Raw genomic sequence first — 14132 nt, forward strand, 5'->3', positions numbered from 1 at the left:
TGCCGATGACTAATAAGAAAATTGCTTTAGTATTGGTTTCTCTCCTGACTCTCTTTTTAACGGCCTGTACTCAGAAAGCTAGTGATCCAAAGCAGGATAACTGGGATAAGTATCAAGAGCAGGGGAGTATGACCATCGGTTTTGACAATACCTTTGTACCCATGGGATTTGAAGAAAAGAATGGCCAATATACAGGCTTTGATATTGATTTGGCACAAGCAGTTTCTGAAAAATTAGGTTTTAAGGTTCAATTTCAGCCAATCGACTGGGATATGAAGGAAACGGAACTACAAAATGGAACCATAGACGCCATCTGGAATGGCTATTCTGCCACTGATGAACGCCGAGAAAAGGTTGCCTTTAGCATTCCATATATGGAAAATCAGCAAGTTCTGGTTGCCAAGAAAAGCCAGCAAATTCGTTCAGTAGAGGATATGAAGGATAAAACCTTGGGAGCTCAAGCAGGTTCTTCTGGTTATTTAGACTTTGAAGCCCAGCCAGACTTATTGAAAAATCGTGTCAAAGACCAGAAGGCCAATCAATACCAGAGTTTCAATGAAGCCTTGATCGATTTGAAGAATGACCGTATTGATGCCTTGTTAATTGACCGAGTGTATGCTAATTATTATCTCCAGTCTGAAGGAATATTAAATGACTATAATGTCTTTTCAGTTGGATTTGAGAGTGAATCTTTTGCTGTCGGTGTCAGACCTGCAGATAAAAAATTACTCCAAGCTTTAAACCAAGCTTTTGTTCAACTATACCAAGAAGGGAAGTTCCAAGAGATTAGCCAGAAATGGTTTGGAGAAGATGTGGCAACCAAAGAAGTGAAAAGTAGAGATTGAGTTTTTACTCAGTCTTTTTTTGCATCAAAAAATCCTCTGACAAGAGCCAGAGGATAAGAGCTTATACTCAATGAAAATCAAAGAGCAAACTAGAAAGCTAGCCGCAGGCTGTACTTGAGTACGGCAAGGCGACGCTGACGTGGTTTGAAGAGATTTTCGAAGAGTATTATTTCATTGTTGGGAAGAGCAATACATCACGGATAGTAGTTGTATCAGTGAGGAGCATGCAGAGACGGTCGATACCGATTCCCAAACCACCTGTTGGTGGCATACCATATTCAAGAGCTTCGATGTAGTCGTAGTCGATACCTGTCGCTTCATCGTCACCAAGTTCTTTAGCTTTAGCTTGGGCTTCAAAACGGCTAAGTTGGTCGATTGGGTCGTTCAACTCAGTAAAGGCATTACCGTACTCCTTAGTCATGATGAAGAGCTCGAAACGGTCAGTAAAGCGTTCGTCTTCAGGATTCTTCTTAGCAAGTGGAGATACAGCTACTGGATGTCCATAGACAAAGGTTGGTTGGATCAAGGTTTCTTCAACAAACTCTTCAAAGAAAGCATTGATGATGTGGCCAACTTCAGTGTAGTGTTTCTCAACTGGAACTTTCTTCTCAGCAGCGATAGCTTTGGCTTCCTCGAAAGTCATGTCTTGCCAGAAATCGACACCAGTAATTTCCTTGATAGCATCCACCATGTGAACACGTTTAAATGGTTCGTTAATCTTGATTTCAGTACCTTGATAGTTAACTGGACCATCGCCTTTAACAGCTTTAGCAGCATGTTGGATAATACCTTCCGTCAAGTCCATAATGTCTTGGAAGTCTGCATAAGCTTGGTAGACTTCGATAGAAGTAAATTCAGGGTTATGAGTAGCGTCCATTCCCTCGTTACGGAAGATACGGCCGATTTCATAGACACGCTCCATACCACCAACGATAAGGCGTTTCAAGTGAAGCTCAGTCGCTATACGAAGCACCATATCAATATTCTGAGCGTTGTGGTGGGTGATAAATGGACGGGCAGCAGCACCACCAGCTTCGTTGTGAAGAACAGGTGTTTCCACTTCAAGGAAACCTTTTTGGTCAAGGTAACGACGAATTTCAGAAATAATTTTTGAACGAGTGACAAAGCGTTCAAAGCTTTCACGGTTAGAAATCAAGTCAAGGTAACGTTTACGGTAAATTGTTTCAACATCTGTCAAACCGTGGAATTTCTCTGGCAGAGGACGAAGGGCCTTAGACAAGTGTGTGATGTGAGTAGCTTTGATAGAGAGTTCTCCCATATCTGTACGCATCACTTCACCTTCGACACCAAGGAAGTCACCAAGGTCTGCTTTTTTGAAGATTTCGTAGTTTTCTTCACCGACAGCATCCTTACGAACGTAGATTTGAATCTGCCCTTCGCGATCTTGAAGGTGGGCAAATCCAACTTTACCTTTACCACGTTTGGTTACCAAGCGTCCTGCGATAGTAGCTGTTTCGTTTTTATCGTGTAATTGTTCTTTATCGAGGTCAGCAAATTTATCTTTTAATTCTTGTGAATTTGCAGTACGTTCAAAGCGTTTTCCGAAAGGATCGATTCCTTGTTCACGGAGCGCAGCCATTTTTTCACGGCGAACGATCTGCTGGTCATTTAGTTCTTCCATATGTTCTGTTGACATGGGATCCTCCTAGTTTTACTCAAAATAGAATACGATGAGTCATTTTTTGCGATACTCCCATTTTATCATAAATAAGCAAGAAATTCACGAATAATCTTTCAAAACTAAAAAGAACTTGACGCTATAATCAAGTTCTGTTATTGATAGGAAGTATCATTCCAAGTATCGAGAGTAAATGTTTCAAAATCATGGGTTTCTAGAATTGTCAGGCTGGCATTTGCTAGACCGCCATCTTTACGAAGAAGTGGTTCTTTATAACCTAGAAGAGTACGAAGACTGGCAGTAAGATTGGCGCCGTGTCCGACAATTAGAATACGCTCAGCTGGACTATCTTTTAATGATTTGATAAATTGGATGGTCCGTTGTGTGGTGCTATAGAGGGATTCGGCTCCAAACATTTGTGTGTCAAATTGAGCAAGATTAGATCGGAAAGCTTTGATTTGTTGTGGGTAAATAGCTTCCAAGGTTGCAATTTTCAAACCTTCCAACTTCCCCAGCTGCCATTCACGGAGATTAGGAACACTTTCTAAAGGACAGGGCGTCTTGAGTTGACTTTGGATAATCTCAGCAGATTTGACCGCTCGAGGTAAATCACTTGAATAAATCTGATCAAAAGGAATTTCCTTAAGATACTGGCCAAGTCGTTTTAGGGTTTCAATGGATTCAGGAAGAAGGGGAGAATCTCCACTAGCACCTTGAAAACGACCTTCTTGGTTCCAGACAGTACGACCGTGGCGGACAAAGTAGAGTTTCATTACTTGCTGTCCTCCAAAATATCTACAAAGTCTGCCTTTACAAAGCTAGCCAAGTCTTGTGGAGCAACGATAATGCTGTGACCAACTTCGCCAGCAGAGACAATCATTTGATCCAAGTCTAGAGCAATTTTATCGATAAAAATGGGATAATTGTGTTTCTGACGAATACCAACAGGATTATTGGCTCCATGAATGTAACCAGTTGTTTTTTCCAAGTCCTTTTGTGGAATCATGCTCACTTTTTTATTGCCAGAAATTTTGGCTAGTTTCTTTTCCGACAAGTGTTGAGTGATAGGGACAATTCCGATAATTGGTCCTGTCTTGTCTCCCAAAAGAGCCAAGGTTTTGAAAATCTGATCTCGTTCATAATCTTGAGGAAGTTCTCCTTCCAGGGCATTGATTTGAATCCCCTGATGTGGGATACCTGCTTTAGACAGGATTTGTTCTACCAATGTTTTTTTGATTTTAACTTTTTTTGCCATTATTTATACTTATCCTCCAATTGGCTCATCCAAATACCAAGCCAGATTCCCAGTGCAAAGAAGAAGGCGATGATGACATACCCAACAAGAGAAATACCAGTGTATTGGATACTTTCAGTGTTTCCTGCATTTGGAATCAAGATCAAAAGGGTACTTGATAGGACGATACCGATGATGAAATGATAGACGCGTGAGTGGTAGTTATTTAAGGCATAATCCATCAATTTTGAAAAAATAATGAGAGTTGCGCCTGCTCCGATTCCAATCGGGAAGAAGGTTCCCAAGAGGTCAAAGGTTTTAAAACCAGTCAACATAGGAGCATAGAGGCCCAAAATCAAAAGTAGGTTTGATGGGCTGAGGCCAGGAACTAATACGCCAAGGGCCAATAGTGCGCCTGCTAGGACGAAGTTAAGAAAGCTAGCACTTAAGGTTCCAACGACAAAATTTAAGGCATAGAGTCCTAATCCAGAAATAATAAAGGTCGTCCAGAACCAAGCTAAATCAATCTTGTCTCGGTCAGATTCTCGAGTTGATTCTTTGAGAAGGCTAGGGACTGTACCAATGATGGCACCCGCAAAACTCCATAAAACAAAGACCTGATAATTTTCAAGCAGGTATTCAATCGGGTAGGAAAATAAGCCGATTCCCAGAAGCATACCGATGGCAACTGGAATAAAGTACAAAACATTTTCTTTAAAGTCTTTAAAGGGGTGGGCCAGAAAGCCAATCATTCGTTCATAAATTCCTAAGATTGCTGCTAGAACCCCTCCGGAAATTCCCGGTAGGATAAATCCAAGAGCAATTACAATCCCTTTAATAAGGCGTGCTAACCATGAGAGCATATTTTTCCTCCAACTATTTCTATTTCAAAAAATCCTTACTATATTGTATCACAATCAAACACAAAAAGAAAAAGCAAATGATAAACAAATGCTTTTAAGGTTTTAAAAAGAGTTTTCTAAAGGTTTCTTCTTTGTTTTTTAAGGAAGAGATGACATTAATATCCAAATCGTGATCAAAGCCAGCAATTTTTCCTTTAGAAGTGTACTGGTGGATGTCGTAATCTAAATCAGTCTTTGGAGTTGCCTCGTAAAAACCTGAGTCAGAACCATAGGAAGGAATCCAAACTGAAGTAAACTTGTCTGTATCAATACTGTGTTCTTCCATGAAGTAGACCCCAACGTAGATTCCAATGTTTTTAACACCTAGTGATTCTAGTTTTGCTCGGAAGGCTTCAACCCCCTCGTTCATATTGGACATGGTTTTGTCTTCCACGTCTAGCCAATAGTAACTTGGGCTGTAAGGCGAAGAGGCGTTATAGAATACTTCGGCAGCCTTTTCCATTTCTTGGACACTTTTTCCAGCTACAAAGGCATAAACACCAACTGGTACATTTCGTTTTTGAAACTCGGTAATATGGGTTTTAAAGGCCTTATCTACCCCATTAACAAAGGAGGCATCGTTCTCTTTGGACGTTTGAGCACCACTATGGACGCGAACAATGGCTCCAGAAATGTTTTGGGAGAGAGTATCGTAATTGATTTCCTCAGGACGCTGCCAACCAGACACATCAATTACTGGTTTATTTATATTATGTAACGCTTGAGTCTCTACTTGCGCGATATTTGACTTTGTTTTTACAGGATGGTTCTCAAAACGAGGGCGATTCAGGATTAAAATGAAAATCATAATCCCAAAAAAACCAAATAAAATAAGCGGATTAATTTTCTTTCTCATATCTCATAATTTTACCTTAAAAATGGGAAAAAATCAAAAAAAATACTCAAAAAATGGGTTAAGGAAAGGACTTTGGAGCATTTTTTCATTCAAGAGCGCGGAATGATTTGAAATATGGTATAATAAAAGGGAATTTCTAGAGAAAAGAGAAGATTATGTCAAATTATGCCATTATTTTAGCAGCGGGTAAAGGGACTCGCATGAAATCTGATTTGCCAAAAGTTTTGCACAAGGTTGCGGGTATTTCTATGCTGGAACATGTTTTCCGTAGTGTGGGAGCTATCCAACCTGAAAAGACAGTAACAGTTGTCGGACACAAGGCAGAATTGGTTGAGCAGGTCTTGGCTGGACAGACAGAATTTGTGACTCAATCTGAACAGTTAGGGACTGGCCATGCAGTTATGATGACAGAGCCTATCTTAGAAGGTTTGTCAGGTCACACCTTGGTTATTGCAGGAGATACTCCTTTAATCACTGGTGAAAGCTTGAAAAACTTGATTGATTTCCACATCAATCATAAAAATGTGGCCACTATCTTGACTGCTGAAACGGATAATCCTTTTGGCTATGGACGAATTGTGCGTAATGACAATGCTGAGGTTCTTCGCATTGTTGAACAAAAAGATGCCACAGATTTTGAAAAGCAAATCAAGGAAATCAACACTGGAACATATGTTTTTGATAACGAGCGTTTGTTTGAGGCTTTGAAAAATATCAATACCAATAACGCTCAAGGTGAATACTATATTACAGATGTCATTGGCATTTTCCGTGAAGCTGGTGAAAAAGTTGGTGCTTATACTTTGAAAGATTTTGATGAAAGTCTTGGGGTAAATGACCGTGTGGCACTTGCGACAGCTGAGTCAGTTATGCGTTGTCGCATCAATCATCAGCACATGGTCAACGGTGTTAGCTTTGTCAATCCAGAAGCAACTTATATCGATATTGATGTTGAGATTGCTCCTGAAGTTCAAATCGAATCCAATGTTACCTTGAAAGGGCAAACGAAAATTGGTGCTGAGACTGTTCTGACTAACGGTACTTATGTAGTGGATAGCACAATCGGAGCAGGAGCTGTTATTACCAACTCTATGATTGAGGAAAGCAGTGTTGCAGACGGCGTAACTGTTGGGCCTTATGCTCACATTCGTCCAGGTTCAACTCTAGGTGCCCAAGTCCATATTGGAAACTTTGTTGAGGTGAAAGGTTCTTCTATCGGCGAGAATACTAAGGCTGGTCATTTGACTTATATCGGAAACTGTGAAGTGGGTAGCCATGTTAACTTTGGTGCAGGAACCATTACAGTCAACTATGACGGCAAAAATAAATACAAGACAGTCATTGGCAACAATGTCTTTGTTGGTTCAAACTCAACCATTATTGCGCCAGTTGAGTTAGGTGACAATTCTCTCGTTGGTGCTGGTTCAACTATTACCAAAGACGTCCCAGCGGATGCTATTGCTATTGGTCGTGGTCGTCAGGTCAACAAAGACGAATATGCAACTCGCCTTCCTCATCATCCTAAGAATCAGTAGGAGTCTATCATGGAATTTGAAGAAAAAACGCTTAGCCGAAAAGAAATTTATCAAGGACCAATATTTAAACTGGTTCAAGATCAGGTTGAATTACCAGAAGGTAAGGGAACTGCCCAACGTGATTTGATTTTCCACAATGGGGCTGTCTGTGTTTTAGCAGTAACGGATGAACAAAAACTCATCTTGGTCAAGCAGTACCGCAAAGCTATCGAGGCTGTCTCTTACGAAATTCCAGCTGGAAAACTGGAAGTAGGAGAAAATACAGACCCTGTCGCAGCAGCCCTGCGTGAATTAGAGGAAGAAACAGCCTATACAGGGAAGTTAGAACTCTTGTATGATTTTTACTCAGCCATTGGCTTTTGTAATGAAAAGTTAAAACTATACCTAGCAAGCGATTTGACGAAAGTGGAAAATCCGCGTCCGCAGGATGAAGATGAAACCTTGGAAGTCCTTGAAGTGAGCTTAGAAGAAGCCAAGGAATTAATCCAATCAGGTCATATCTGTGATGCCAAGACAATTATGGCTGTTCAGTATTGGGAATTGCACAAAAAATAGAGGAGGTCAGTATGGGTAAACCTTTATTAACGGATGAAATGATTGAAAGAGCTAATAGAGGCGAAAAAATTTCGGGTCCCCCTTTGCTAGATGATGAGGAGACCAAGATTTTACCAACCTCTTCTTCCCGTTTTGGTTATGCCAATCCTAGGGAACATGGTTTTAGCCAGGAAACCTTGAAGATTCAGGTCGAACCGTCTATTCATAAAAGCCGTCGCATTGAAAATACCAAGAGAAATGTCTTCAATTCTAAACTGAATAAAATCTTATTTGCAGTCATCTTTCTCTTAATTTTGCTTGTCTTAGCAATGAAACTTTTGTAATAGAAAAGGAATTGAAATGAAAATAGGAATTATTGCGGCTATGCCAGAAGAACTGGCGTATCTGGTCCAGCATTTAGACAATGCTCAGGAGCAAGTTGTTTTAGGCAATACCTATCACACAGGAATCATTGCCTCGCATGAAGTCGTTCTTGTAGAAAGTGGAATTGGTAAGGTCATGTCTGCTATGAGTGTGGCGATTTTGGCTGATCATTTTCAAGTGGATGCTTTGATTAATACGGGCTCAGCTGGAGCAGTAGCAGAGGGTATTGCTGTTGGGGATGTTGTGATTGCTGACAAATTAGCCTATCATGACGTGGATGTTACAGCTTTTGGCTATGCTTATGGACAAATGGCGCAACAACCGCTTTATTTCGAATCAGATAAAACCTTTGTTTCCAAAATCCAAGAGAGTTTATCTCAATTGGACCAGAACTGGCATCTTGGTTTGATTGCTACAGGAGATAGTTTTATTGCAGGAAATGACAAGATAGAAGCGATTAAGTCCCATTTTCCAGAAGTTTTAGCAGTTGAGATGGAAGGAGCAGCTATTGCTCAGGCAGCGCATGCTCTTAATCTTCCAGTTTTAGTCATTCGAGCTATGAGTGACAATGCCAACCATGAAGCAAACATCTCTTTTGATGATTTTATTATCGAAGCTGGACGTCGCTCTGCTCAGGTCTTATTAGCCTTTTTGAAGGCTTTAGATTAAGCGGAAATTTGACAGTTTTTCTAGCTTATGATAAGATTTAAGTAAAGAAAAGCTAGAAAACGTTTCAGAGGATATTATGAGTATTGAAATGACCGTCAGTGAGATTGCAGAGGTCTTAGGATTATCTCGCCAAGCAATCAATAACCGTGTCAAAGAATTACCAGAAGAAGACACAGATAAAAATGACAAAGGGGTAACAGTCGTTACCAGAAGTGGCTTGATTAAGCTAGAAGAAATCTATAAAAAAACGATTTTTGAAGATGAGCCTGTCAGTGAAGATGTCAAGCAACGTGAACTGATGGAGATTCTAGTGGATGAGAAGAACGCAGAAATTCTTCGTCTTTATGAACAATTAAAAGCAAAGGATCGTCAGTTATCAGAAAAAGACGAGCAGATGCGTATCAAAGACCGTCAGATTGCGGAGAAAGACAAACAACTCGATCAGCAGCAACAATTGACCCTTCAAGCCATGAAGGATCAAGAAAATCTTAAGCTAGAGCTGGACCAAGCAAAAGAAGAAGTCCAATCAACTAAGAAAGGCTTTTTTGCTCGTTTATTTGGAGGATAATCAAGGAGCTGTTTAGGTTAAATGCTAACCTGATGGCTTCTTTTGTTTCTAAATAGTATAGTTGCTCAAGTAATACTCAATGAAAATCAAAGAGCAAACTAGGAAGCTAGCCGCAGGCTGCTCAAAGCACTGCTTTGAGGTTGTAGATAAGACTGACGAAGTCAGTTACATATATCTACGGCAAGGCGACGTTGACGTGGTTTGAAGAGATTTTCGAAGAGTATAAAATAACAGTATAGGAGAGGTAGAAAATGGAACGATTAGAAGATTACATTGCTTTTGACTTAGAATTTAATCAGCATGAAGGACAAACACACTTGATTCAAGTATCGGCAGTGCGTTTTAGAGATGGTCAGGAAATCGATGCCTATGATTCCTATGTTCATACCAGTGTCCCCTTAAAAAGTTTTATCAATGGTTTGACAGGGATTACGGCCGAGACCTTAAAAGATGCTCCTCCAGTGGAGGAAGTTATAAAAGAATTCCAAGAGTTTGTGGGTTCTTTGCCGATGGTAGGTTACAATGCTGCTAAAAGTGATTTGCCTATTTTAGAGGACCATGGTTTAGACTACAGCCAGCAGTACAAGGTGGATCTGTATGATGAAGCTTTTGAACGTCGCAGTTCGGATTTACATGGTATTGCCAATCTCAAATTGCAAACTGTTGCCTCGTTTCTTGGATTTCAAGGTCAGTCCCATAATAGCTTGGAGGATGCTCGGATGACGGCGCGTGTTTACGAGTCCTTCTTAGAGTCAGATCAAGCTAGAGAATTGTTAGAAACAGAAAGTAGCCTATCAAACAATCCTTTTGGAGGCTTGGACTTGTCTCAATTATTTGACTAGGAGTGCCTATGAAACCTGAAAAACCTAAAAATCTAGGTTTTAGGAAAATCTACTTTAATCTAGATAAAATTCTCTTTCTCTTTTTCTTGATATTCATGATGATTGAGTTTGTCTGGTTACCACTTAATTCTTGGATTGCTGGACTGTTACTCCGTCAGACAGGTTATCTCTTTCTTTCCTACAATAATATTTTCGCTATTATAAAGGGTTCTCCCTTTGTTAGTCTTGCTTTATTTGTTCTGGTAATCGTTAATTTACTAATCGCCTATTACCAGATAGGACTCCTCTTTATCGGAGCTCGACACCTCCTCTATCATGAAAAGAGAACTCTGCTGGAGTACAGTCGCAAGGTCTTTCGCCAAAGTTTCTTATTTATGAGACAAGTGACGATTTCCAAAATGGCCTTTATCTTCTTTTATGTCATGATGCTCTTTCCATTAATTCGAAAGATTTTAAAGATTTATTACCTTAATAAAATTGTCATTCCGGAATTTATCGTTGATTATGTGGAAGACAAGTATTGGCTAGTAGGTATAGTGGTTACTATTCTGGCTTTACTTCTATTTTACATTTCAGTTCGTTTCATGTTTGCCCTACCCCAGCTTTTATTTGAGAAGAAGACAGTCAAAGAGGCAGTCAGATACAGTCTAGAGAAGACAAGAAAGCACTCCTGGTTTTATACTTGGAACTTGCTTTGGATTATCGTCAAAACGTATCTATTTTTCATTCTTCTCCTCATTCCTATCTTAGTTAGTCAGGCACTGATGGATGGTATGACCCATAAGGAATCTCTTGTGCTGGGAATTATCAACTTTGTCTTGATTAAGAATTTCCACTATATGGCCTTGACTTACTTTCTCATTAAGTTTGTTTCCTTCTTAACGGGAGAAGAACTAGAAATCACACCAAGGAGAAAGAAAGACCACTGGATGAGATGGGGAGTGATGGGCTGTGCTTGTATCTTTTTCGCTCTTGAGGGTTATGTTTATTTAGAAGCTCCAGTTTCACATAAACCTTTAATTATCTCTCATCGCGGTGTTTCAGATAAAAATGGTGTTCAAAATACCGTCCAATCACTAGAAAAAACCGCTCAGTTATCTCCAGATTTCGTTGAGACAGATGTTCAGGAAACAAAAGATGGCCAGTTTGTCATGATGCATGATGCTAATATCAAGAATCTGACAGGAGTTAATGCCAATCCACAGGATCTCACTTTGAAAGAATTAACTAAACTTGATATTTCAGAAAATGGTTATCATAGCAAGGTGTCCAGTTTTGATGACTATCTCAATAAAGCCAATGAATTGCATCAGAAACTTCTTATTGAAATTAAAACCAGTCGAAAAGATAGTCCAGATATGATGAAACGCTTTATGGAAAAATATGGAACGGTTCTTAAGCAGAATGGTCACCAAATGCAATCTTTGGACTACCATGTGATTGACCAAGTTTTAGCCTACGATTCACAAATTCCAGTCTATTTCATCCTACCTTATAATAGTATTTTTCCAAGAACAAAAGCCACAGGTTACACCATGGAGTATTCGACTTTGGATGAAAATTTTGTCAACAAGCTTTGGAATACCGATCAGAAATTGTACGTTTGGACCATCAATAGTTCAGAGTCCTTTGATAAATCTGTTCAGTTAGGAGCAGATGGCATGATAACAGATGACTTGGAAATGATTCAAGATCAGGTTACCATTGCCCAAGAAGACCCAGAGTATACGGATTTACTGTTCAAACAGGCCATGGAATTCTTTAATTTTTAGTAAAAAAAGAGGTTGAGCAAAAATCACCTCTAAAATAGCAAAAAAACGAGCGATGTATCAGTTGGATATGCTCGTTTTTTTATGCCATGGTTTATAATTGATACTCAATAAAAATCAAAGAGCAAACTAGGAAGCTAGCCGCAGGTTGCTCAAAGTACAGCTTTGAGGTTGCAGATAAAACTGATGAAGTCAGTAACATACGTACGGTAAGGCGATGCTGACGTGGTTTGAAGAGATTTTCGAAGAGTATGAAATAAGAATAAAACAGGAAGTAATGCCTATGAAGTGGTTGAACTAGGTTATTTATGTCAGATGTAAAAGGGTTACTAACTTCTGCGTGAAGAAGGCTTTCGAATTTATGTCAAACAGAAAATGGATGTTTCCCCTTTTGGGGCAGATGAGAGAGTATTGTTGGCATGTGCAGAGTTTATGTTAGAAATAAATAAGCTGTCATAACATCGCTAGGATTCATCTTTATGAGTATGAATCTCACAAAATTGGTCAAGAATCTAGCATCTAAAACATCAATTATACAAAAACACAGTCTCTCTTTAGCTTGATTGTGGTCAAGACAGAAGTTACTGCGCAGTTTTATTTTTGAGTTGATTTTTTCTTAGACCATGTGCTTACTGAGGATTGCTTTTATTTTCTGAAGTTGGCGTATTGACCTGTTTTTCGTTTTCAGTAGCAGGTTTACTTGGAGTAGGAGCGGGAGTAGAAGAATCCTGAGTTGCTGCTTTCTGCTCTTCTTTTTTCTCTTCCTTGACGCTGGATTTTGGCGTTTCTTCTTGTTGTGTTTTTTCTTGAGTGGTGTGATTTTCCTTATTGGGAGTAGTATTTTCCTTAGGGGATTCTTTTTGAATTTCTTTGACAATTGTTGTCGTCTGGCTTGTCGTAGGTTCTTTTTTAGTATTTTTGTTATTATCCAAGGCGTTCATAATCGTGATACTTGCGGTAATCAAGCCAAGGATACTAGCGATTGTAGCAACGGTTTTTTGAAAGACTGTAAAGCCTTTTTTGATGTGTTCTGTTTTTGGTTTTGAAGTTCTACGATAATTAGACATGCATTCTCTCCTTTGATTAAAACTTATTATACCTCATTTCTTTAAAAAAATCTTAAAAAAAGAGGAATTGCCCTTTCTTGTCGCAAGCTCCGTTTCATGATACAATAGAAGGAGTGATTTTAGAAAGCGTGAGAAAACATGATTTACTTTGATAATTCGGCGACGACCAAGCCCTATCCTGAAGCCCTTGAAACCTATATGCAGGTGGCTTCAAAAATTTTAGGAAATCCATCTAGTCTTCATCGTTTGGGAGACCAGGCAACACGAATTTTAGATGCTTCCCGTCAACAAATTGCAGATTTGATTGGCAAGAAAAGTGAGGAAATCTTCTTTACTTCTGGTGGAACAGAAGGGGATAACTGGGTCATCAAGGGTGTGGCCTTTGAAAAAGCTCAGTTTGGCAAGCACATCATCGTATCAGCCATTGAACATCCAGCAGTCAAGGAATCAGCTCTTTGGTTGAAATCTCAAGGTTTTGAAGTGGATTTTGCTCCAGTTAATGAGAAAGGATTTGTCGATGTTGAGGCGCTAGCAGATTTGATACGACCAGATACGACCCTCGTTTCCATCATGGCAGTTAACAATGAAATCGGTTCTATCCAGCCCATTGAGGCTATTTCAAAACTATTGGCAGACAAACCGACTATTTCCTTCCACGTTGATGCGGTTCAGGCGCTTGCCAAGATTCCGACTGAAAAATATTTGACTGATCGAGTAGATTTTGCGACTTTCTCTAGTCACAAGTTCCACGGAATCCGTGGTGTTGGTTTTGTCTATATCAAGTCTGGCAAGAAGATTACGCCTCTTTTAACAGGTGGTGGTCAGGAGCGAGATTATCGTTCGACAACTGAAAATGTAGCAGGGATTGCAGCGACAGCCAAGGCTCTCCGTTTATCCATGGAAAAGCTAGATTTCTTTACAAGCAAGACAGGACAGATGAAGGCAGTGATTCGCCAAGCTCTTCTCGACTATCCGGATATTTTTGTCTTTTCAGATGAGGAAGACTTTGCCCCTCATATTCTGACTTTTGGAATCAAGGGTGTTCGTGGAGAAGTCATCGTTCACGCTTTTGAAGACTATGATATTTTCATTTCAACGACCTCTGCTTGTTCGTCCAAGGCAGGTAAACCTGCAGGCACCTTGATTGCCATGGGAGTGGACAAAGATAAGGCTCAGTCAGCTGTGCGTCTTAGCCTAGACCTTGAAAATGATATGAGTCAGGTCGAGCAGTTTTTGACCAAGTTAAAATTAATTTACAATCAAACTAGAAAAGTAAGATAGGAGCATT

The 14132-nt window shown here is 39.7% G+C and carries 16 protein-coding genes and 1 pseudogene; 11 read left to right on the top strand and 6 right to left on the bottom strand.

The window, feature by feature from the left end:
- Positions 1-5: 5 nt before the first annotated feature.
- Positions 6-845: an amino acid ABC transporter substrate-binding protein gene (locus B7695_RS10050; RefSeq protein ID WP_084891497.1), complete on the top strand. Its 840-nt coding sequence runs from the start codon at positions 6-8 to the stop codon at positions 843-845.
- A gap of 166 nt (positions 846-1011) precedes the next feature.
- Here B7695_RS10050 and lysS read toward each other — a convergent pair whose 3' ends face one another.
- From lysS to B7695_RS10075, 5 genes are all read right to left on the bottom strand, one after another.
- Complete coding sequence (gene lysS, locus B7695_RS10055; protein WP_049494865.1) at positions 1012-2502, bottom strand: lysine--tRNA ligase; 1491 nt, start codon at positions 2500-2502, stop codon at positions 1012-1014.
- A gap of 137 nt (positions 2503-2639) precedes the next feature.
- Positions 2640-3257, bottom strand: coding sequence for a histidine phosphatase family protein (locus B7695_RS10060; RefSeq protein ID WP_084891500.1), 618 nt, complete (start codon positions 3255-3257; stop codon positions 2640-2642).
- Complete coding sequence (locus tag B7695_RS10065; RefSeq protein WP_084891502.1) at positions 3257-3739, bottom strand: aminoacyl-tRNA deacylase; 483 nt, start codon at positions 3737-3739, stop codon at positions 3257-3259. The genes B7695_RS10060 and B7695_RS10065 overlap by 1 nt, the downstream gene beginning before the upstream one ends.
- Positions 3739-4581, bottom strand: coding sequence for a DUF368 domain-containing protein (locus B7695_RS10070; protein WP_000954107.1), 843 nt, complete (start codon positions 4579-4581; stop codon positions 3739-3741). Before B7695_RS10070 ends, B7695_RS10065 begins: the two co-directional genes overlap by 1 nt.
- Before the next feature lie 94 nt (positions 4582-4675).
- A complete protein-coding gene (locus B7695_RS10075) occupies positions 4676-5476 on the bottom strand; it encodes a glycoside hydrolase family 25 protein (protein WP_084891505.1) in 801 nt (266 codons plus the stop codon).
- 155 nt (positions 5477-5631) lie between these two features.
- Here B7695_RS10075 and glmU point away from each other — a divergent pair, with 155 nt between their 5' ends.
- From glmU to B7695_RS11570, 9 genes and pseudogenes are all read left to right on the top strand, one after another.
- Complete coding sequence (glmU, locus tag B7695_RS10080) at positions 5632-7011, top strand: bifunctional UDP-N-acetylglucosamine diphosphorylase/glucosamine-1-phosphate N-acetyltransferase GlmU (RefSeq protein ID WP_084891507.1); 1380 nt, start codon at positions 5632-5634, stop codon at positions 7009-7011.
- Positions 7012-7020: 9 nt separating this feature from the next.
- Entirely contained in the window at positions 7021-7566 is a 546-nt protein-coding gene (locus tag B7695_RS10085; protein ID WP_000393816.1) for an NUDIX hydrolase, read from the top strand.
- An 11-nt stretch (positions 7567-7577) separates the two neighbouring features.
- Entirely contained in the window at positions 7578-7889 is a 312-nt protein-coding gene (gene macP / locus B7695_RS10090; RefSeq protein ID WP_060628063.1) for a cell wall synthase accessory phosphoprotein MacP, read from the top strand.
- A gap of 16 nt (positions 7890-7905) precedes the next feature.
- Positions 7906-8598 carry a 5'-methylthioadenosine/adenosylhomocysteine nucleosidase gene (locus B7695_RS10095; RefSeq protein WP_084891509.1) on the top strand — a complete coding sequence of 231 codons (693 nt, stop codon included), beginning with the start codon at positions 7906-7908 and terminating at the stop codon, positions 8596-8598.
- Between the two features lie 76 nt (positions 8599-8674).
- Positions 8675-9166 (top strand): chromosome segregation protein RocS, encoded by a 492-nt coding sequence (gene rocS, locus B7695_RS10100; RefSeq protein ID WP_000021242.1) that lies wholly within the window; start codon positions 8675-8677, stop codon positions 9164-9166.
- Between the two features lie 79 nt (positions 9167-9245).
- On the top strand, positions 9246-9371 hold the full coding sequence (locus B7695_RS11685; protein ID WP_025169730.1) for a hypothetical protein: 126 nt from the start codon (positions 9246-9248) through the stop codon (positions 9369-9371).
- Positions 9372-9417: 46 nt separating this feature from the next.
- Entirely contained in the window at positions 9418-10008 is a 591-nt protein-coding gene (locus B7695_RS10110; RefSeq protein ID WP_084891511.1) for a 3'-5' exonuclease, read from the top strand.
- An 8-nt stretch (positions 10009-10016) separates the two neighbouring features.
- The gene (locus B7695_RS10115; RefSeq protein WP_142358891.1) at positions 10017-11780 is read left to right on the top strand and encodes a glycerophosphoryl diester phosphodiesterase membrane domain-containing protein; all 1764 of its coding nucleotides are present in this window, start codon (positions 10017-10019) and stop codon (positions 11778-11780) included.
- Positions 11781-12119: 339 nt separating this feature from the next.
- Positions 12120-12381, top strand: a pseudogene (locus B7695_RS11570) (IS5/IS1182 family transposase); the annotation flags it as partial.
- 25 nt (positions 12382-12406) lie between these two features.
- Here the strand turns inward: B7695_RS11570 and B7695_RS10125 are convergent.
- Positions 12407-12844 (bottom strand): DUF6556 family protein, encoded by a 438-nt coding sequence (locus B7695_RS10125; RefSeq protein WP_084891513.1) that lies wholly within the window; start codon positions 12842-12844, stop codon positions 12407-12409.
- A gap of 138 nt (positions 12845-12982) precedes the next feature.
- Between B7695_RS10125 and B7695_RS10130 the strand changes: the two genes are divergently transcribed.
- A complete protein-coding gene (locus tag B7695_RS10130) occupies positions 12983-14125 on the top strand; it encodes a cysteine desulfurase family protein (protein ID WP_084891516.1) in 1143 nt (380 codons plus the stop codon).
- Positions 14126-14132: the final 7 nt, after the last annotated feature.

The sequence above is a fragment of the Streptococcus mitis genome, assembly GCF_002096845.1.
Lineage (GTDB): Bacteria > Bacillota > Bacilli > Lactobacillales > Streptococcaceae > Streptococcus > Streptococcus mitis_A.